The 21,528-nt window shown below is 42.3% G+C and carries 14 protein-coding genes; 3 read left to right on the top strand and 11 right to left on the bottom strand.

The window, feature by feature from the left end; genetic code table 11:
- The first annotated feature begins 5 nt into the window (after window positions 1–5).
- Window positions 6–1,073 (top strand): glycoside hydrolase family 88/105 protein, encoded by a 1,068-nt coding sequence (locus PSF28_RS20980; RefSeq protein WP_210836581.1) that lies wholly within the window; start codon window positions 6–8, stop codon window positions 1,071–1,073.
- Window positions 1,074–1,406: 333 nt separating this feature from the next.
- Here PSF28_RS20980 and PSF28_RS20975 read toward each other — a convergent pair whose 3' ends face one another.
- Together PSF28_RS20975 and PSF28_RS20970 are read right to left on the bottom strand one after the other, a co-directional pair.
- A complete protein-coding gene (locus tag PSF28_RS20975) occupies window positions 1,407–2,126 on the bottom strand; it encodes an oligogalacturonate-specific porin KdgM family protein (RefSeq protein ID WP_115166432.1) in 720 nt (239 codons plus the stop codon).
- Window positions 2,127–2,250: 124 nt separating this feature from the next.
- A complete protein-coding gene (locus PSF28_RS20970; RefSeq protein WP_210836583.1) occupies window positions 2,251–3,810 on the bottom strand; it encodes a sulfatase-like hydrolase/transferase in 1,560 nt (519 codons plus the stop codon).
- 904 nt (window positions 3,811–4,714) lie between these two features.
- Here PSF28_RS20970 and pepT point away from each other — a divergent pair.
- Both pepT and dcuC read left to right on the top strand, forming a co-directional pair.
- Window positions 4,715–5,968, top strand: a complete 1,254-nt coding sequence (gene pepT, locus PSF28_RS20965; protein ID WP_004264401.1) for a peptidase T — start codon at window positions 4,715–4,717, stop codon at window positions 5,966–5,968.
- A complete protein-coding gene (gene dcuC, locus PSF28_RS20960; RefSeq protein ID WP_115166430.1) occupies window positions 5,965–7,338 on the top strand; it encodes a C4-dicarboxylate transporter DcuC in 1,374 nt (457 codons plus the stop codon). The genes pepT and dcuC overlap by 4 nt, the downstream gene beginning before the upstream one ends.
- A 64-nt stretch (window positions 7,339–7,402) precedes the next feature.
- Here the strand turns inward: dcuC and PSF28_RS20955 are convergent, their stop codons facing one another.
- The 9 genes from PSF28_RS20955 to secE form a co-directional block, all read right to left on the bottom strand.
- A complete protein-coding gene (locus PSF28_RS20955; protein WP_210840412.1) occupies window positions 7,403–8,356 on the bottom strand; it encodes a VWA domain-containing protein in 954 nt (317 codons plus the stop codon).
- A 365-nt stretch (window positions 8,357–8,721) separates the two neighbouring features.
- Window positions 8,722–12,945, bottom strand: coding sequence for a DNA-directed RNA polymerase subunit beta' (rpoC, locus tag PSF28_RS20950; RefSeq protein ID WP_004265876.1), 4,224 nt, complete (start codon window positions 12,943–12,945; stop codon window positions 8,722–8,724).
- 108 nt (window positions 12,946–13,053) lie between these two features.
- A complete protein-coding gene (gene rpoB, locus PSF28_RS20945; protein ID WP_210839816.1) occupies window positions 13,054–17,082 on the bottom strand; it encodes a DNA-directed RNA polymerase subunit beta in 4,029 nt (1,342 codons plus the stop codon).
- Window positions 17,083–17,440: 358 nt separating this feature from the next.
- Complete coding sequence (rplL, locus tag PSF28_RS20940; protein WP_102140204.1) at window positions 17,441–17,806, bottom strand: 50S ribosomal protein L7/L12; 366 nt, start codon at window positions 17,804–17,806, stop codon at window positions 17,441–17,443.
- A 60-nt stretch (window positions 17,807–17,866) separates the two neighbouring features.
- Window positions 17,867–18,364 (bottom strand): 50S ribosomal protein L10, encoded by a 498-nt coding sequence (rplJ, locus tag PSF28_RS20935; protein ID WP_102140205.1) that lies wholly within the window; start codon window positions 18,362–18,364, stop codon window positions 17,867–17,869.
- A 325-nt stretch (window positions 18,365–18,689) separates the two neighbouring features.
- Window positions 18,690–19,391, bottom strand: coding sequence for a 50S ribosomal protein L1 (rplA, locus tag PSF28_RS20930; protein ID WP_210839814.1), 702 nt, complete (start codon window positions 19,389–19,391; stop codon window positions 18,690–18,692).
- A 4-nt stretch (window positions 19,392–19,395) separates the two neighbouring features.
- Complete coding sequence (rplK, locus tag PSF28_RS20925) at window positions 19,396–19,824, bottom strand: 50S ribosomal protein L11 (protein WP_164456258.1); 429 nt, start codon at window positions 19,822–19,824, stop codon at window positions 19,396–19,398.
- A 158-nt stretch (window positions 19,825–19,982) separates the two neighbouring features.
- Entirely contained in the window at window positions 19,983–20,528 is a 546-nt protein-coding gene (gene nusG, locus PSF28_RS20920) for a transcription termination/antitermination protein NusG (RefSeq protein WP_004264378.1), read from the bottom strand.
- On the bottom strand, window positions 20,529–20,915 hold the full coding sequence (gene secE / locus PSF28_RS20915) for a preprotein translocase subunit SecE (protein WP_004265885.1): 387 nt from the start codon (window positions 20,913–20,915) through the stop codon (window positions 20,529–20,531).
- Window positions 20,916–21,528: the final 613 nt, after the last annotated feature.

The raw sequence follows: 21,528 nt of genomic DNA, 5'->3' as shown, positions 1-21,528 counted from the left end.
AAATAATGGAACAATCATCATTACCAAAACCATTACAACGTAATACGGTTTTAGATGATATGAAACGGGTTTATCGTTATCAATCAAAAAACCAAGTACGCAGTGTACTTCGTCGTAGTGGCAAAACCCGTTTTATCAAAGATACGGACTGGGAACGTGGTGTTCTGTGGTCTTGTGTTGCGGCTGCATGGCAGGCAACACAAGATAACGAATATCTTGCTGGTGTATTGGATTACACATTACATACTGGATTTCGCACAGGGCCTAACCCACGCTTTGCCGATGACCACGTCTGCACCCAAGCCTATTTAGCTGTGAGTTCACAATTTGATCATCCAGAAGTTCTTGAGCCCACTATTAACGCATTCAACCTTATGTTAGCAGAGCCAAAACCAGGTCGAGAGGACTGGTGGTGGTGTGATGCACTTTTCATGGCCCCCCCGGCTTTTGCCGCATTATCAACTAAAACGAATGACGCTCGTTATTTCGATTACATGCATACCGCTTATTGGGATGCGATAGAACATTTGCGTGATCCTGAAACTGGCTTAATTTATCGCGATTATCGTTATATTCCTGATGGTAAAGGTGGTGAATTGCGTGAAAAAAATGGTGAGAAAGTATTTTGGAGTCGAGGCATTGGTTGGGTCATTGCATCTATCCCTCGTATCTTACAATCTTTACCTAATGATTTCCCTGCCCGCCAGCAATATGTAAATTTATTTACGGAGCTAATGGAAACTGTCATTCAATACCAGCAAGAAGATGGCTTCTGGCGTACCAGTTTACTTGACCCGCAAAACTTCCCCGCACCCGAAAGTAGCGCCACCGCATTATTTTGCTATGGCTTAGCATGGGGGTTAAACCAAGGTTTACTGGAAGAAACGCGTTATCTGCCTTTACTCGAAAAATCATGGCGTGCACTACAAAACTGTATTCACCCTAACGGCATGTTAGGTTGGGTGCAGCTTCCGGCGTTCAATCCGCGAGATGTCAAGTATGAACATAATATGGATTATGGGGCAGGAGCCTATTTATTAGCAGCAAGTGAAGTTATTCAACTCAACATTTAATTCATTACAACCCGATTTACCATTGCTCAAGTTGTCATTTCATTACTTTCTTTTGGCCAATTTATTGGCCATTTTTCTTGCTTTTTTTCCGTGTTTCTTCCTCCCTTCTCTTTAAAAATAGGCAATAAAAAAACCCACGATAATTCGTGGGTCAGACTGCCGACAAACATATTGTGTTTGGCGGCAAGTCTAATAGGTTTTGAAAATAAACTAGGAAAATCAATTTATTGATTTTCGTCTGATAACACAAAGCGGGAAAAACCACGCTTTTATCCCGCTTTGTCAACAACCTCACCCACGATAATTCGTGGGTGTATTTAATAGAAAACGATATTACCAAGTATATTGAATACCTACACGGAAACGTGTTTGGCGGTCACTTGAAAACCTATTTTCTTTCACATTACCCACTTCAACAAATGGGCGCCATAAAGCACCATCATCCGCTTTAATGTCATAACGAAGGCGAACGTTGTGTTGATAATCGAATTTCTTATCATTATAAAGAGGTTGAGCGTTGTCAGCCATTTCCCACATTAAATCTAATTGATATTGCAAATCTAAGTTACCCCATTTGTAACCTATCCAGCTATCAAACTCCTGGATTTTAGAATGGTAATTACTGCCGTTTTCCCCAGCTTGACCATAATCCCATACTTTCCATTTATAACGGCCTTGCAAACGAATACCATTATCGAATGTATAATTTAAACGGACATAAGGCACATAAACTAAACCTAATTTATCAAAATCAAGAGAAGCACCGACAAGTCCCACTAAATTTGGGTTCAACTTTGTATAATAAAAAGCTGAAAATTCTGAACCATCAATTTTCATTGCATCATAGGCACCATCTTTATTCCCATAACGTGCATCAAGTTCAAATCCAATATTTTTTCCTGTATCCAAGAAAGCTTTAATTCTATCTCCACTTTTCCCTGATGCATCTAAATATTGATGACGGTATTCAATTGTTGTTTTATAGTTATTTGCGAGAGCAGATTGTGATGAAATTGCAAATAACACTGCACTAGCAATAATTAATCTTTTCATTATCTTTATTCCAAAGCTGTGTGCTATTTAAGCACGAGGATAGTGATTCCCTGTTTTATTAGAGAATAATAATTTCATTATTTTTAGTTATTACCGCCTAATTAATTAGGCGGCAAAAAATAATTTATTTAACTTCACACGCTGAAACTTTCTTATTTAATTTATTTGTTGTTGCCGTAATAAACTCTGTTGGTCTCCAAGAGTCACCGGTTTTTTCTAACCACGGTATGAGCTCATCTTTAATTAATTTATCAATAATTGGCTTGTTTTCATCTGCCACATTTTTCATTTGATAAGGGTCATTCACATTATCATAAAGCGTATATTTCAGTGGCTGTCCATCTTGGCGATCAATAACCAGCGTATGCGTTTTCGTTCTCACTCCGCGTTTACCAAACGAAGGTTCACCATACGGAATAAATAAGTAAAGTTGAGAATTGGCAACATCGCCCTCACCAGTGATTACACGTTCAGCTAAGTTACTCCCTTCAACTGAGCCGGGAATCCATTGCTCTAACCCTAATAAACCGAGAATCGTTGGGTAGATATCCGGTGCTGACATTAATGCATCATCTTGCCCCGGTTTAATTTTACCCGGTAACCGAAACATCATCGGAACACGCATTGATTCATCATAAGGGTTATTTTTTGTCGGCTGCCCATTTGCACCAAGACAACTACCATGATCAGAGAAGAAAACGACCAATGTATTATCAGCAAGTCCCTGTTTTTCAAGTTCATCAACGATACGACCAAATTGTTCATCGACGCCGTTTACCATCGCCAGATATTCTTTAAAATATTGAGGTCCATAACCTTCTTGGTATTCCACATCCCATTTAACGTTTGGCCGAGTATTTAACTCTTGCGAGGTTTTCCCTTTATAGACCTCAAGATATTTTTGTGGGACTTGGTCATACGGTGAATGCGGAGGGTTCATTGAAACAACCAGTGCAAATGGCTTAGTATTATCACGGTATTGCCCATTTTTATTCTGTAAGAATTTTATGGCCATATCCGCTTCGTGCTCTGGTCCCCATTGGTCGATATAAATAGGTTTTTCTCGTGGTGTATTATTGGCCCAATACATCGGTTTCATATGCAAATCATATGTGCCATAGGAGTACCAAAAATCAAAGCCATGGCGGCGGTTTGGTGCAGCCCATTCATTCCAATAACGCCCTTCCATCGGATTGTTATAGCTTTCAATGAAAGGTGCATATGGCGCATCTAAATGCCATTTACCAATATAACCCGTGCTGTAATCCAATGATTTCAAAACATCAGACCAACAATTAGCGTAAGGTGATAAATCAATCCCTACCTTCCCACCATAATCGTGTGCGTTGCCTGTAATACCGTTACGTACAGGATATTGCCCAGTCATAAACATGCCACGAAATGGAGAACATAGTGGGTAATTGGATGCCATTTGTGTCATGACTTTTGATTGTTTGGCAAACTTATTTAAATTAGGGGTAATTGACGGGTCTTCTCCCATAAATTGTAACGCATGGGTACGCATCTCATCGGGGAATACTATCAATAAGTTAGGGGAGTTATCGGGCCGATAAGGCTTAATATTTGAAGGTTTTCCATCACTGGCTAAAATGGGACTAGAAACCGACATTGCTGCACCGCTGGCTGCTAATCCTTTTATAAAGGTTCTGCGCGAAACAGTCATTGCTTCATCCTCTTTTTGTTTACGTTTTCTTTCGTTTTTGGTTAATACATATTATTTATACTTTTACATAAGATCAAAAAGTAAGTGATCGAAAATTCCAAAATTCAAGTAGAGATCACAAAAAGTAAGCAATTTATCGAAAACAAGTCGATTACCTCGCTGTAAAAAGATGATGACAATTTAGAAAAAATAAATATAATCAAATGATTTTTAATCAAAATAAATAATTTAGAGATACTGAACACAAAAGTGGAATTTTGCTTTGAAATTACATAGCAAGGGGTAGTTAAACAGTCGATAGTAAATCTTCATTTGCTTTCAAAGAAGGGTAGATAGAGGCAATGTGAAACGATACAAAAAAAATTTTTATCACTACCCTATAAAAATCAACCAATATAAGGGGCATTATAAAATTTATTCAATTATCTAAATGAAAGATAAAGAAATAAAATGTCAAAATATGATTTTAAGCATTCATTCCATCTATTTTTCTATTAATGTTGTTAAATTAAAATTGTTTTTATTTTTAGAATAAATTATCTTTTAATTACCCAACAAAAATATATATTAATTAAATTTAAGATAGAGCAAGTTTAATACTAGGTGTTAAATAAAATATACATTGTGAAAGAATATTATCACGTATCAATATCAATAATTTAACAATGTAAAATTAGGAAAAATAAGGTAGGAATAAAGCCGCTCATTTTAATTCATTATACGAATAATGCCACTATTAATTATCAATTTTATATTCTCACTAGCATTTCTTAGAAAAATTCAACAGGTCTGATATTCAGAATATCTTTAGTTGTGATACAAGAATAATACTGTGAAATGAAATTACAGTCACAGATATAACTAATGTAAAACGCATTCTATAAGATGCTGGGGAATTAACAGAATGAATATTGTTGAGCGGTTTATTTCTTACACCAAAATTAACACCACCACTGATAGGGAAAAGGGCGCGGCAGGGATTATGCCATCCTCAGAAGGGCAACGTGTCCTTGCGAAACAACTGGTTCAGGAGCTAGAAGCTCTGGGCGTTGAAGATATTAAACTGCGTGACACTGCCATTGTCACTGCAACGTTACCTTCCAACCTTGATTATGATGTCCCAACCGTCGCTTTCTTTGGCCACTTAGACACTAGTGCAGAACAAACTAATGATACTAAAGCGCAAATCTTGCCATACACCGGTGAAGATTTATGCATGAATAAAGAGCTTAATATTTATCTACGCAAGAGTGAATTCCCTGAATTGGTGAATTACATTGGTGATGACATTATTGTCACTGATGGAACCAGCCTATTAGGTGCTGACGATAAAGCGGCAATTGCCTCTATCATGGATATGCTGCAATACTTTAAGCAAAACCCAGAAATCAAGCACGGAACCATTAAAATTGGTTTTGTTCCGGACGAAGAACAAGGCCTCCGTGGCGCAAAAGTCTTTGATGTTAAAGAGTTTGGAGCAGATTTTGCTTACACCTTAGACTGCTGCGGTATTGGTGAACTTGTGTATGAAAACTGGAATGCGGGTGATGCCGAAATCATCTTTACGGGTAAATCAGCTCATCCAATGTCTGCAAAAGGCAAACTCGTTAATTCATTATTAATGGCGCAAAAATTTATTGCCATGTTACCGGGCGGTGAAGCCCCTGAATATACAGATGGTCGCGAAGGCTATTATTGGGTAAAACAAATGTCAGGTAATAGCGCTCGTACCGTGTTAAAAATGGACGTTCGCGATTTTACCGAAGATGGCTATCGCAAACGTATGGCTTTCTTAAAACAATTAGCAGAAAGCTGTGAAAGTCTCTGGGGTAGCGAAAGTGTTGTTTGCAAGCTATCAGATCGCTATTCTAACGTTTACAACAGCCTACAAGGTGATAACCGTTACCCTATTGATATTGCTGTTGACGCCTACCAAGCTTGTGGTATTACACCAAAAGTCATTCCTATGCGTGGTGGCTATGATGGAGCCGCATTATCACAAAATGGGTTACCTTGCCCTAACATCTTCACAGGTGCACATAACTTCCATTCAATCTATGAATATCTACCTGTTAAGTCCCTACATGCCGCCAGCGATGTATTAAAACAAGTGGTACAAATCACCGCAGAACGCTTCAAACCAGGAGCTAAAGCATGATCCCAATTCTAACGGTTCTGATTATCGTTGTTTTGGTTGCGCGGTTTATTTTGAAGGGATACAAAGCTGAGCCAGTATTATTAATTGCTGGCTTAGTATTGATGATATTCACCCTAGCCCTTGGCTGGGGGCCTATTCTCCCTAAAAATGTCGCCACCACCGGTATCACTTGGCTCGATCCATTTGAAGTCATGCGAGATTTATTCAGTAGCCGTGCAGCAGATCTCGGTTTAATGATCATGGCATTGATGGGCTTTGCGCACTATATGGACCATATCGGTGCCAATGAAGCGGTAGTACGTGTTGCAACCAAGCCACTGAAAAATATGCGTTCACCTTATGTACTACTATTTTTCTCTTTCTTGTTGGCGAGTATATTGCAATTAGCCATTCCATCAGCAACGGGCTTAGCGGTATTGTTAATGGGTACCATGTTCCCCATTATGATAGGTTTGGGATTATCACCTGCTTCTGCGGCTGGGGTTATCGCTACATCCCTTGGTGTGGCCTATACTCCAACGGCAATTGATGCTATCCGTGGCGCAAAAGCTGTCGATATGTCTGTTGTTGAATATGTACTTTACTATCAAGGCCCTGCCGCGTTAGCCACTGTATTGGTAGTCGGTATTACCCATATTTTCTGGCAACGTCATTGTGACCGTAAGCAAGGCTTCGTGCCTGAAATTGGTAAAGCTGTTCAGTCCCATGAAAAAGAAGAAACGACTAAATCCGTTCCTGGATATTATGCACTTCTTCCTATGTTACCCATTATTATGGCAGTAGGAACATCCAATCTGTTCTTTTCCGGTATTCACTTAGATGTTGTGACTATCGTGCTGATTGCGATGGCAATTTGTATGGTGATTGAAACACTTCGCGTACGTAATTTCAAAACGGTTTGTAATGGCTTCCAAACATTTTTAAATGGTATGGGTCATGCATTCAGTAATGTAGTTGGCTTATTGGTTGCTGCTGGTGTGTTCGCTCATGGTATTAAAGTCAGTGGAGCAATTGACCAACTGATTTTAGGCGCTGAGTCCGTCGGCTTGCCACCATTTGCCATGGCGATTGTATTTGCATTAGTGACCCTTGCTGCAGCCATTATTATGGGTTCAGGTAATGCACCATTCCTTGCATTCGTTGAGTTAATTCCACAAATTGCGCATAGCATGGGCGTTAACCCAATTGCCATGATCCTACCAATGCAACAAGCTTCACACATGGGTCGAGGTATGTCACCAGTCGCGGGGGTTATTATTGCCGTATCGAGTGGGGCAAAACTGCAACCTTTTGATGTCGTGAAACGAACCGCTGTACCATTGATGGTCGGGTTTGTCGCGCACTGTGCAATTATTGGTATTTTTTATTAACTACGAAACTTATCAATAATAATTACAAAGCGGGAATATTTTCCCGCTTTTATTTTTTATAACATTAATGCTGACACTGGCACGAATCATCATGTTTCGTATCTGAGTCTATTGGGCAACAAGAGTTGATTGTTTTATTGATGATATCGGACAATGTATTTACTGTATTAATAATTAATGGCAAGTTGTCACACACCGCATCACAATTTAATAAGCCTTTATCGGGTTTTACTGGTGGTGTTAAGCTGTCACACAATATTTCCTGTAAAACCAAGGAGAAATTTGCAATCCCTGTGGTGTAAATATACGCACGCCCGTCGGTTTCTTTGGCTAGCCGTTCGTACTCTCTCGTCACGTTATCTCTATCAGCAAGAGTTGGGAAACGATCTAGATTGGTTGGGCTATCATCTGGTGTACCTTGGTAGGTATATACTTTAATTCCTCTTTCTTGAGCCACCGATATGGCTTCATTATTTTTAGCAATCGCAGCACGAGTGAGAATTCCCCCACCACCTTCCATTCCTTCATCACCCAATACAAAAATAGCTCTACGGGCATCATCACGCCAATCAAAGTGTTTACTAATATCAATAACCGCGCGACATAAATCCTCTTTATTTCCAGCGTGATCTCGCCCGTCGGGTTCTTTAAACGGCAATCTAGCTTGTAGATCCCTTTCGTTCGTACCTATCTTAATTAAATATTCACTGGCAGATTGGTCAAACCTTGTGTTTGCCCAATTCCCTTCTATACCTAAAAATGTCGCTCTAAGATGGGATGGACACTTCGCTGATGCCGCTTCAATCGTCGCATCAATCTGTTTACTTAAATCCCCTGCTTCATCAGCCATTGAACCACTGGTATCGATAACAACAACTAAATCTAACGCAATTTGCCCGTTTCCAGTGACTATCTGAGATGTATTCATTACCCCTAATGAATTTGATAATAACCCATGATAAGCCGAAAGATTGGCTTGATTTGTATCAACCTGTTCATTTGTCTTTTTTTTGTCCATCGTATATTCCTTTTATTTATTCCTATTAAATAATTTGAAAGTGATTTTTATATTATTATTTTTTATTACCGTTTACTTTTTAATCCGGCAAATTATTATTACGTTTTTTCACTGACCGATATATTTTAAAAATAGAAATACGTATTACATATTCAGATAAGCTTAAGAAACAAAAGGGTTTATTGATAAACTCAAATTAGAAAAATAAAAATTAATTTAAACAATAATTAATATATAAATATATTTATTTTATTTTTAGCCATATATTTATTTCATAGAAATCAATTTATCATTTTATTAGATATAAAAAAGCCAGTACCTTTCGGTACTGGCTTCTGTCAGGAATTTTGCAGTGAAATCAGAAACTAGTTCTGGTTGTCGCTGCTAAAACCTGCATTTAACAGCTCAGCTAAGTTCGCTGTTGCTTCGTCTGCACTGACTTGTGGTGCATCCACAACATCGTTCAGATGACGGCGACGGATACGGTCTTGGTGATACGCAAAACCAGTACCTGCTGGGATCAGACGTCCAACAATTACGTTTTCTTTCAGACCGCGCAGTTCATCACGTTTACCTGCAACTGCTGCTTCAGTCAGTACGCGTGTCGTTTCTTGGAACGATGCTGCTGAGATAAAGGATTCTGTTGCCAGAGATGCCTTCGTAATACCCAACAGGTCGCGAGCAAAGTTCGCTGGAATTTTGCCTTCTTGTTCCAGTTTACGGTTAGAAACTTTAACACGTGAGTACTCGACTTGTTCACCTTCGAGGAATTCAGAACTTCCTGCATCCGCGATAGTGACTTTACGCAGCATCTGACGAACGATAACTTCAATGTGTTTATCGTTAATCTTAACGCCTTGTAAGCGGTAAACTTCCTGAACCTCGTTAGTGATATAACGCGTAACAGCATGGACACCACGCAGACGCAGAATATCATGTGGAGATTCTGGACCATCTGAAACCACGTCACCGCGTTCAACGATCTCACCTTCGAACACGTTGAGCTGACGCCATTTAGGGATCATCTCTTCGTACGGATCGCTACCATCTAATGGCGTGATAACCAGACGACGTTTCCCTTTGGTTTCTTTACCAAACGAGATAATACCGCTGATTTCAGCCAAGATCGCAGGCTCTTTCGGACGACGAGCTTCAAACAAGTCAGCTACGCGTGGTAGACCACCCGTGATATCTTTCGTACCCACAGATTCTTGTGGAATACGCGCTAAGGTATCACCCGCATTGATAGCAACGCCATCGTCTAACTGAACAATTGCTTTACCCGGTAAGAAGTACTGAGTTGGCATGTCTGTGTTAGGGATCAGAACATCGTTACCATTTGCGTCAATAACACGTAGAGCAGGACGCAGGTCTTTACCACCACTGGTACGTTCCGCAGTATCCAGAACAACGATTGAGGACAGACCAGTTAACTCATCAGTCTGACGCGTCATTGTTTGACCATCAAGCATGTCAGAGAAGCTGATGAAACCAGAAACTTCACTGACGACTGGCATGGTATGTGGATCCCAGTTCGCAACAGTTTCACCGCCCGTTACAGCCTCGCCATCACCTTTGGTTAAGTGCGCACCGTAAGGGACTTTGTAGCTTTCTTTCGTACGACCGAATTCGTCAATCAGACGCAATTCTGTATTACGTGAAGTAATAACCAGTTTGCCTTCTGTGTTAGTAACGAATTTCGCGTTAACCAGCTTCAGAGTACCTGTGTTACGGACTTGAATACTAGATTCTGCCGCCGCACGAGATGCCGCACCCCCGATGTGGAACGTACGCATCGTTAACTGTGTACCCGGCTCACCGATTGACTGTGCCGCGATAACCCCGATAGCTTCACCTTTGTTGATGATATGACCACGAGCAAGGTCACGACCATAACAGTGAGCACACACACCGAAGTCAGTTTCACAACTTACAACTGAACGAACTTTAACGCTGTCGACTGAATTAGCTTCTAACAGGTCACACAGTTTTTCGTGCAGTAATGTATTACGTGGAACTAGAATGTCCGCAGTACCTGGGATCAGGATATCTTCTGCAGTCACACGACCCAGTACACGCTCACGCAGTGGTTCTTTAACGTCGCCACCCTCGATAACCGGAGTCATCAGGATACCTTCGTGAGTTCCACAGTCGTCTTCAGTTACCACCAAGTCCTGTGCAACGTCAACTAAACGACGTGTCAGATAACCGGAGTTCGCTGTTTTCAATGCGGTATCGGCAAGACCTTTACGCGCACCGTGCGTAGAAATAAAGTACTGGAGAACGTTCAGACCTTCACGGAAGTTTGCCGTGATTGGTGTTTCGATGATTGAGCCATCTGGCTTAGCCATCAGACCACGCATACCGGCTAGCTGACGAATCTGAGCTGCAGAACCACGAGCACCGGAATCGGCCATCATAAAGATACTGTTGAAAGAAACTTGTTGTTCTTCGACGCCATCACGGTTAATAACCGCTTCAGTCGACAAGTTTTCCATCATCGCTTTAGCAACACGTTCGTTTGCCGCTGCCCAGATATCGATAACTTTGTTGTAACGTTCGCCTGCTGTAACCAGACCAGACTGGAACTGTTCCTGAATTTCTGCAACTTCAGCTTCTGCTTCGGCGATAATTCCAGCTTTTTTCTCTGGAATAACCATATCATCGATACCAACTGATGCACCAGAACGTGCCGCATAGGCAAAACCGGTATACATGATTTGGTCAGCAAAAATAACAGTAGGCTTCAGGCCCAGAACACGGTAACAGGTGTTCAGCATTTTAGAGATCGCTTTTTTACCTAACGCTTGGTTAACCAATTCATAAGGCAGACCTTTCGGTACGATCATCCATAAAATTGCACGACCAACAGTGGTGTCAACTAAGCCCGTGTTGATTGTGATGTTACCTTCCGAATCTTTTACTTCTTCAGTGATACGGACTTTAACGCGGGCATGCAGCGACGCATGACCTGAACGGTAAACACGCTCAGCTTCTTTAGGACCGGCTAATACCATGCCCTCGCCTTTCGCGTTTACGCAGTCACGTGTCATGTAGTAAAGACCCAATACAACGTCCTGTGAAGGAACGATGATAGGCTCACCACTTGCAGGTGACAGGATGTTGTTGGTTGACATCATCAACGCACGTGCTTCTAACTGAGCTTCCAGAGTCAGAGGAACGTGTACCGCCATTTGGTCTCCATCGAAGTCGGCGTTATATGCCGCACAAACGAGTGGGTGCAATTGGATAGCTTTACCTTCGATAAGAATAGGTTCGAAAGCTTGGATACCCAGACGGTGAAGTGTTGGTGCACGGTTCAGCATAACTGGATGTTCACGGATAACTTCATCCAAGATATCCCAAACAACCGCTTCTTCGCGCTCAACCATTTTCTTCGCAGCTTTAATGGTTGTTGCCAGACCACGTAATTCTAATTTGCCATAGATAAATGGTTTGAATAACTCAAGAGCCATTTTCTTAGGCAGACCGCACTGATGCAGACGCAGGTATGGACCTACCGTGATAACAGAACGACCTGAGTAGTCAACACGCTTACCAAGTAAGTTCTGACGGAAACGACCTTGTTTACCTTTGATCATATCTGCCAAAGATTTCAGAGGACGTTTGTTAGAACCTGTGATTGCGCGACCACGACGACCGTTATCTAACAGGGCGTCAACCGCTTCTTGCAGCATACGTTTTTCGTTACGTACGATGATGTCTGGCGCTGCCAGATCCAGAAGGCGTTTCAGACGGTTATTACGGTTGATTACGCGACGATACAGATCGTTTAGATCTGATGTTGCGAAACGACCACCATCGAGTGGAACTAATGGACGCAGATCCGGTGGTAACACAGGTAATACGTTTAAGATCATCCACTCTGGTTTGTTACCAGATTGAATGAATGCTTCCAGCAGTTTGATACGCTTGGTCAGCTTCTTACGCTTAGTTTCAGAGTTAGTTTCGTTTAACTCTTCGCGCAGCGTTTCACACTCGTTCTCAAGATCGAGGTTTTTCAGCAGGCCTTGGATTGCTTCCGCACCCATTTTCGCATCAAATTCGTCACCGAACTCTTCCAGCGCATCTAAGTATTGCTCTTCTGTCAGAATCTGTGCACGCTCAAGGCTAGTCATACCGCCTTCAACAACTACATATGATTCAAAGTACAGAACGCGTTCGATATCACGCAGTGGCATATCAAGCAGCAAACCGATACGGGATGGCAGTGATTTTAAGAACCAAATGTGTGCAGTCGGAGAGGCAAGTTCAATGTGGCCCATGCGCTCACGACGGACTTTGGTCTGTGTAACTTCAACGCCACACTTCTCACAAATCACACCACGGTGTTTTAAACGTTTGTACTTACCGCACAGACATTCGTAGTCTTTTACTGGCCCGAAAATACGCGCACAGAAAAGACCGTCACGCTCAGGTTTGAACGTACGGTAGTTAATGGTTTCTGGCTTTTTAACTTCACCGAATGACCATGAACGGATCATATCAGGTGATGCCAGAGCAATCTTGATAGCATCAAACTCTTCGGTCTTGGTTTGCGCTTTCAGAAACTTTATTAAGTCTTTCACAAAATGCTCCTGTCGGAGTTAGACCTGTCAGGTGAGTGTTCAAAGACACTCTCCCCAAATCCCAGTGCTTACATGTGCCGGAAAGCAAGCTTTCCGGCATAAAACGAATTACTCGTCTTCCAGCTCGATGTTGATACCCAGTGAGCGGATTTCTTTCAGTAATACGTTGAAAGATTCCGGCATACCAGGTTCCATCTGATGGCTGCCATCGACGATGTTTTTATACATCTTCGTACGGCCGTTAACGTCATCCGATTTAACTGTAAGCATTTCTTGAAGAGTATAGGCTGCACCGTATGCTTCCAGTGCCCACACTTCCATCTCCCCGAAACGCTGACCACCGAACTGCGCTTTACCACCCAGCGGTTGCTGAGTAACCAAGCTATAAGAACCTGTTGAACGGGCGTGCATCTTATCGTCAACCAAGTGGTTCAGTTTCAGCATATACATGTAGCCAACAGTAACTTGACGCTCAAAACGCTCGCCAGTACGACCATCGAATAATGTAATCTGACCTGAAGTTGGCAGACCACCCAATTTCAGCAGTTCTTTGATTTCTTTCTCTTTCGCACCATCAAACACTGGTGTTGCAATTGGCATACCTTTTTTCAGGTTCTCAGCCAAACGCATAACTTCTTCGTCAGAGAAAGTGTTCAAGTCAACTTTCTGGCGTGGATCATCACCTAAATCGTATGCTTTTTGGATAAACTCACGCAGTTTGGCAACTTCTTCTTGCTGTTTAAGCATAGCATTGATTTTCTCACCAATACCTTTCGCTGCCATCCCTAAGTGGGTTTCCAAAATCTGACCGATGTTCATACGTGATGGTACGCCCAGCGGGTTCAGAACGATATCAACTGGGTTACCGTTTTCATCGTAAGGCATGTCTTCAACTGGGTTGATTTTTGAGATAACACCTTTGTTACCATGGCGACCCGCCATTTTATCACCCGGTTGGATCTGACGTTTAACAGCCAGATAAACCTTAACAATTTTCAGTACACCCGGTGCTAAGTCATCACCTTGAGTAATTTTACGACGTTTTGCATCGAGTTTTTTCTCGAACTCAGATTTCAGTTCGTCATACTGTTCAGCTAATTGCTCTAACTGGTTTTGCTTCTCTTCGTCAGCTAAAGATAACTCTAACCAACGGTCGCGAGGCAGTTTGTCCAGTTTTTCAGCTTCAATTCCGCCGTTAACCAGTACAGAACGGATACGAGCAAACAGACCTGCTTCGAAAATACGTAGCTCTTCTGTTAAGTCTTTCTTCGCATCACGTAACTGAGTTTCTTCGATCTCTAATGCACGTTTGTCTTTCTCTACGCCGTCACGGGTAAATACTTGTACGTCAATAACCGTACCAGATACACCATTAGGAACACGTAAAGAAGAGTCTTTAACGTCTGATGCTTTTTCACCGAAGATAGCACGTAACAGTTTCTCTTCTGGCGTCAGCTGAGTTTCACCTTTAGGTGTCACTTTACCAACCAGAATGTCACCGCCTTTCACTTCCGCACCGATATAAACGATACCGGATTCATCCAGTTTAGAAAGTGCAGCTTCACCGACGTTTGGAATATCTGCAGTGATTTCTTCAGGCCCTAATTTAGTGTCACGAGACACACAAGAGAGCTCTTGAATGTGAATAGTTGTGAAACGGTCTTCTTGAACAACACGCTCAGAAACTAAGATGGAGTCTTCGAAGTTATAACCATTCCATGGCATGAATGCCACGCGCATGTTTTGACCAAGTGCTAATTCACCGAGGTCTGTTGAAGGACCATCCGCTAACACGTCACCACGTTCAACTGGCTCACCTAAAGATACACAAGGCATCTGGCTAATACAGGTGTTCTGGTTAGAACGGGTATATTTAGTCAGGTTATAAATATCGATTCCAGCTTCGCCTGGATACATCTCATCTTCGTTAACTTTGATAACGATACGAGAAGCATCAACGTACTGAACCGAACCACCACGTCTTGCAACAGCAGTAACACCAGAGTCAACCGCTACTGCACGTTCCATACCCGTACCAACTAATGGTTTGTCAGCACGCAGAGTAGGAACCGCTTGACGTTGCATGTTCGCACCCATCAATGCACGGTTGGCGTCATCGTGTTCAAGGAATGGGATCAGGGACGCACCAACAGAAACAACCTGTTGAGTCGAAACGTCCATATATTCAACCTGTTCACGGCTGAATAAGCTTGACTCACCTTTGTTACGGCACGTAATCAGTTCTTCAACAAAGCTACCATCATCACCTAAAACGGTGTTCGCCTGAGCAATGATGAAGTTACCTTCTTCAATTGCAGACAGATAATGGATTTCGTCTGTGACTAAGCCATCACGTACTAAACGGTATGGAGTTTCTAAGAAACCGTACTCATTGGTCTGTGCATAAACAGATAATGAGTTGATCAGACCGATGTTTGGACCTTCAGGTGTTTCGATTGGACAGACACGACCGTAGTGAGTTGGGTGAACGTCACGTACTTCGAAGCCCGCACGCTCACGAGTCAGACCACCTGGGCCTAACGCAGAGATACGACGTTTGTGCGTAATTTCAGACAGCGGGTTGTTCTGGTCCATAAATTGTGACAACTGGCTGGAACCAAAGAACTCTTTAACTGCGGCTGAAATTGGTTTCGCGTTGATCATATCTTGTGGCATTAATGCATCGAGGTCGCCCAGAGAAAGACGCTCTTTCACTGCACGCTCAACACGAACCAGACCGACACGGAATTGGTTCTCAGCCATTTCACCAACGGAACGAATACGACGGTTACCTAAGTGGTCGATATCATCCACTTCGCCTTTACCGTTACGGATATCGATGAGTTTACGCATCACCTCGATGATGTCTTCTTCACTCAAGATACCTGAACCTTCAATTTCTTCACGGTTCAGTGAACGGTTGAACTTCATACGACCTACAGCAGACAAGTCGTAACGGTCTTCAGAGAAGAACAAGTTCTCGAACAGGTTTTCAGCTGCTTCGCGGGTCGGTGGTTCACCAGGACGCATCATGCGGTAGATTTCTACTAATGCACTCAGACGGTCGTTAGTTGGGTCGACACGAACGGTTTCAGAAATGTAAGCACCGTGATCTAAGTCATTGGTAAACAATGTTTCAATTGTTTTATGACCAGACTGGCTCAGACGTGCCAACATGTCTAAAGAAAGTTCCATGTTTGCTGCACAAATCAGCTCACCAGTACTTTCATCAATGTAATCTCTAGCAACAACTTTACCTGCGATATATTCAACAGGAACTTCGATGCTATTGACTTCTTCTTTTTCTAACTGACGAATGTGACGTGCAGTGATACGGCGGCCTTTCTCTACATAGACTTTACCGTTCGCTTCGATATCAAAAGAAGCAGTTTCACCACGTAGACGCTCAGGAACCAGCGTCATCATCAGTTTATTATCACGGATTTGGAATACTGTTTTTTCGAAGAACAGGTTTAAAATTTCTTCGGTATTGTAATCCATTGCACGCAGAATAATGGTCGCAGGTAATTTACGGCGACGGTCAATACGCACAAACAGGTTATCTTTCGGGTCAAATTCGAAATCAAGCCATGAACCACGGTAAGGGATAATACGTGCGTTATAGAGCACTTTACCTGAAGAGTGTGTTTTACCTTTATCGCTATCGAAGAATACACCTGGACTACGGTGTAACTGAGAAACGATAACACGCTCAGTACCGTTGATAACGAAAGTTCCGTTTTCAGTCATGAGTGGAATTTCACCCATGTAGACTTCTTGTTCTTTGATGTCTTTAACAGTTCCTTCCGGTGCTTCACGCTCATAAACGATGAGGCGTAATTTCACACGTAAAGGCGCAGAGTAAGTTACACCGCGGATTTGACATTCTTTAACATCAAAAACAGGCTCGCCTAAACGATAGCTGACATATTGTAATTCAGCATTACCGCTGTAGCTCTGAATTGGAAACACAGAACGGAAAGCTGCTTCCAGCCCATTCTGGCCATCTGGATCTTGCTCGATAAACTTCTGGAACGAGTCAAGTTGGATAGAAAGGAGATAAGGTATGTCCAAAACTTGTGGACGTTTACCAAAATCCTTACGAATACGTTTTTTCTCGGTATAGGAGTAAACCATTGGTTTCCTCAGCTCGTTGTTCAGTGACCCAAGTAGTTAGCTCTTAGTGTAAGAGACTGAACCGCAACGCGTTTTTTATAAGAAACGGAAAATGAATACTTTCCTTAATACTCATTGCTATTACTCTTAAATCATTTCATTGTGTTGCCATGGCTACCGAGCTACCCGAGTGGGTCGTAGCTAACAATACAGTATATTAAGTCGTCAATAGAAAGAAGTATTGGAGGGTTGTTGTTAACATTAAAACTGCGTGAAAAGCTGTTAACACCCATCACGCTTTACAGCGCAAAAAGGCTGGTGATTAAAAAATCACCAGCCGTCAGCCTAATTAGATCAGGCTGCGTTCTTGAAATTGAACTTATTTAAGTTCAACAGAAGCGCCTGCTTCTTCAAGAGCTTTCTTCAGAGTTTCAGCTTCGTCTTTGCTTGCAGCTTCTTTGATAGTCGCTGGAGCTGACTCTACCATGTCTTTAGCTTCTTTCAGGCCAAGACCGGTTGCGCCACGAACTGCTTTGATAACTGCAACTTTGTTACCGCCGATAGCAGACAGAACAACGTCGAATTCAGTTTTTTCTTCAGCAGCTTCAGCAGGACCCGCAGCAACAGCAACAGCTGCAGCAGCAGAAACGCCGAATTTTTCTTCCATCATAGTAATCAGTTCAACAACGTCCATTACAGACATTTCTGCAACTGCATCAAGGATTTGGTCTTTAGTGATAGACATAACAAGTGTTCCTAAAATTCAGAAATAGTTTATACGTTAAAAAGCAACGAAGGAAAGGGCTTATGCAGCTTCTTTCTGATCGCGCAGAGCAGCCAGAGTACGAACCAATTTGCCGGCAGCGGCTTCTTTCATGGTTGCCATCAGGCGTGCGATTGCTTCATCGTAAGTTGGGAGAGTTGCCAGACGATCGATATCTTTCGCTTGGATTAACTCACCTTCAAAGGCCGCAGCTTTAATCTCAAATGCTGGATTCGCTTTCGCGAACTCTTTGAACAGACGAGCGCCAGCGCCCGGGTGTTCGTTAGAGAAAGCAATTAAGGTTGGACCGACAAACACGTCTTTCAGTACGTCATAAGAAGTACCTTCAACAGCACGGCGGATCAGTGTGTTACGAACAACACGGATATAAACGCCAGCTTCGCGACCTGCTTTACGCAGTTCAGTCATTTTTGCTACAGTTACGCCGCGTGAATCGGCAACAACTGCAGAAAGCGCGCCTTTGGCTACTTCGCTGACTTCAGCAACAATCGCTTGTTTGTCTTGAAGATTTAGTGCCATTAGCTTCTTGCTCCTGGATTAACCGGGAAAACCCCGGGACTCACATCACTCAGGTACAACATGTACTTGAGCGCTAAAACACGGTGAGCAGAATAGAATCCAGAATAAAATTCTAGGTATCTCTGTCACCGTCTACGCAGGTAAATTAAGTAGCTAATATAACCACACCTGCGGTCTTGGACGGGGTCTGGAAAGGCCAGACTCCATACCGAAATTTGTGGTTTGTTGAGCATATCGCTATACCCAACAAACTCAAGGCGTCAAATTTTATACAAATTTGACGCAAAGGTAAAGCCTAATTACCAATTAGCCAGGGCTATAGCAATTAAACTGTCGCTGACAGACCAGATTGGTCAACAGCAACACCTGCACCCATAGTGGTAGACAGGCTAACTTTCTTGATGAAAACACCTTTAGCAGAAGCTGGTTTTGCTTTTTTCAGCGCGATCAGCAGTGCTTCTAAGTTTTCTTTCAGATTGTTAGTGTCGAAATCAACTTTACCGATAGTGGTGTGGATGATTCCGTTTTTGTCATTACGGTAACGAACCTGACCTGCTTTAGCATTGTTAACTGCTTCAGCAACGTTTGGAGTTACAGTGCCAACTTTCGGGTTTGGCATCAGACCACGTGGGCCAAGAACTTGACCTAATTGGCCAACAACGCGCATTGCATCTGGAGAAGCAATAACAACGTCAAAGTCCATTTCACCTGCTTTGATTTTATCAGCCAGATCTTCCATACCTACCAGTTCAGCACCTGCAGCTTTAGCAGCTTCAGCGTTTGCGCCTTGTGCGAACACAGCAACGCGAACTGAACGGCCAGTACCGTGTGGCAGTACAGTTGCACCGCGAACGTTTTGGTCAGATTTACGAGCATCGATGCCCAGGTTGATAGCTACGTCAACGCTTTCTACGAATTTAGCAGTTGCTAATTCTTTCAGCAGTGCAACGGCTTCGTTGATATCATACTGTTTAGTTGCATCAACTTTTTCACGGATATTGCGCATGCGCTTAGTCAGTTTAGCCATTGTCTTAGTCCTCCACTACCAGGCCCATGGAACGAGCAGTACCTTCAATTGAACGCATCATTGCGTCAACATCAGCACCAGTCATGTCCGCAGCTTTAGTTTCAGCGATTTCGCGAATCTGAGCAGAGGTCACTTTACCAACTTTCTCTTTGTTAGGCTTGCCTGAACCAGACTTAACGCCAGCTGCTTTTTTCAGCAGAACTGCTGCAGGTGGAGTTTTGGTAACGAAAGTGAAAGAACGGTCTGCATAAACAGTAATAACAACAGGAATTGGTAAACCTTTTTCCAGGCTGTCTGTTTTTGCGTTGAACGCTTTACAGAATTCCATGATGTTAACACCTTGTTGACCCAGAGCTGGACCAACTGGTGGACTTGGGTTCGCCATACCAGCTGCAACTTGCAGCTTAACGTAGGCTTGAACTTTCTTAGCCATGATATTTCCTCTAGATGGGTGATAGCGCCTTACAGTTTGCAAGGCTCCCCGTTACATTAAACATGTCCCGCACATTAATTTACGCCGAACATAAAAACAAAAGGCGCGAAATTGTAGTCAAATTTCACGCCTTTTGCAAGTCAGTTTTGTCGCTTAGATTAGGCTTTTTCTACCTGACCAAAATCCAATTCGACTGGAGTTGCACGACCGAAGATAGAAACAGAGACTTTTAAGCGGCTCTTTTCATAATCAATTTCTTCAACAACACCGTTAAAGTCAGCAAATGGACCTTCGCTAACACGAACCATTTCACCTGGTTCAAACAGTGTTTTCGGACGTGGTTTATCACCAACTTGTTGTAAGCGGTTCATGATAGCGTCAACTTCTTTATCGCTAATTGGCGCTGGACGATCTGACGTTCCGCCAATGAACCCCATTACACGCGGTACACTACGCACTAAGTGCCAAGAGTCATCGTTCATGACCATTTGGACCAAGACATAGCCTGGGAAGAATTTACGTTCACTCTTACGGCGCTGACCGCTACGGATTTCAACAACTTCTTCTGTTGGAACCATAACTTCGCCAAAAGAATCTTCCATAGCATGTAATTTGATATGTTCACGTAAAGATTGTGCTACGCGACCTTCAAAACCAGAGAATGCCTGAATGACATACCAGCGCTTTTTAGGTGAATCGGACATTTAGAATAACCTCAGGCTTGTAATAAATGAAACTAAACGCACCAGGATACCATCTAGTCCCCACAGTATTAAAGACATTACAGCCGTTACTGCAGCAACAATTAAAGTAGTTTGTAATGTTTCCTGGCGAGTAGGCCAAATGACTTTTCTCATCTCGACGCGAGCTTCGCGTGCAAACGCCAGTGTTGCTTTACCTTTTGTAGTCCATAAAGCGACAGCACCTGCAATAGCGACAACAGCCACAACTGCAAATGCACGCAGCGCGAGATTATATTGACGGAAGTAATAATTACCAACAATAGCAATTATTAATAAGGCACAGACAATGACCCACTTGAAGATGTCTGCACTGCGTCCACTTCCTTGAGCTTCGCTATTCGCACTCATAATTCAACCTGTTACCATGAAGTATGTACATAGCCTGCTTGTTTACAAAGGTAAAACAATCAAGCCAAACCAATAGAATATGCCAACATATCCCTCAATTACTACAAACTAAGCCTGCAAAATTGAATAGGGATATCAATAACATTACCTGCGATCTAAAAGTAATTAGCCTTGTTAATGGAGGTAATTAGCGTTATTCGTTCTGCAAATATAACAAATTGCAGTAACATTTTATTTCGCAAGTACTACTTGTACGTCAGTACTATCACTTTACAAGTGCTACCCATTTCACAAGTGCTATTCCATTTTGCAGGAATTTCAGCATGCTCAGTAAATTTTTTGACTACACAAATAAGAAAATGACATTCTTTTTGTGGCAGCGGTAAAATATACCATATCTTCTGAGCAAAACCTTAATAAATCTCATATAACTGCGCAAAGGAGTCCGCACAGTTATCAATTCGTTGTTTCAGAGCCTATCTCACCAATAATTATCGAAATGATTGATGAGATAGGTTCTTAATTTTGCAACGTCTGAATTTTGCAATGTATAAAAAGGACGTCTATTAGACGCCCTTTTTTACTAAGTGGTTCTTTCTTATTCAGAAAGAGC

It is taken from the genome of Providencia sp. PROV130, from assembly GCF_028482225.1.
In the GTDB taxonomy this organism is placed as follows: domain Bacteria; phylum Pseudomonadota; class Gammaproteobacteria; order Enterobacterales; family Enterobacteriaceae; genus Providencia; species Providencia rettgeri.
The sequence above is the reverse complement of the archived record's forward strand: the minus strand, read 5'-3'. Positions and strand labels throughout refer to the sequence as shown.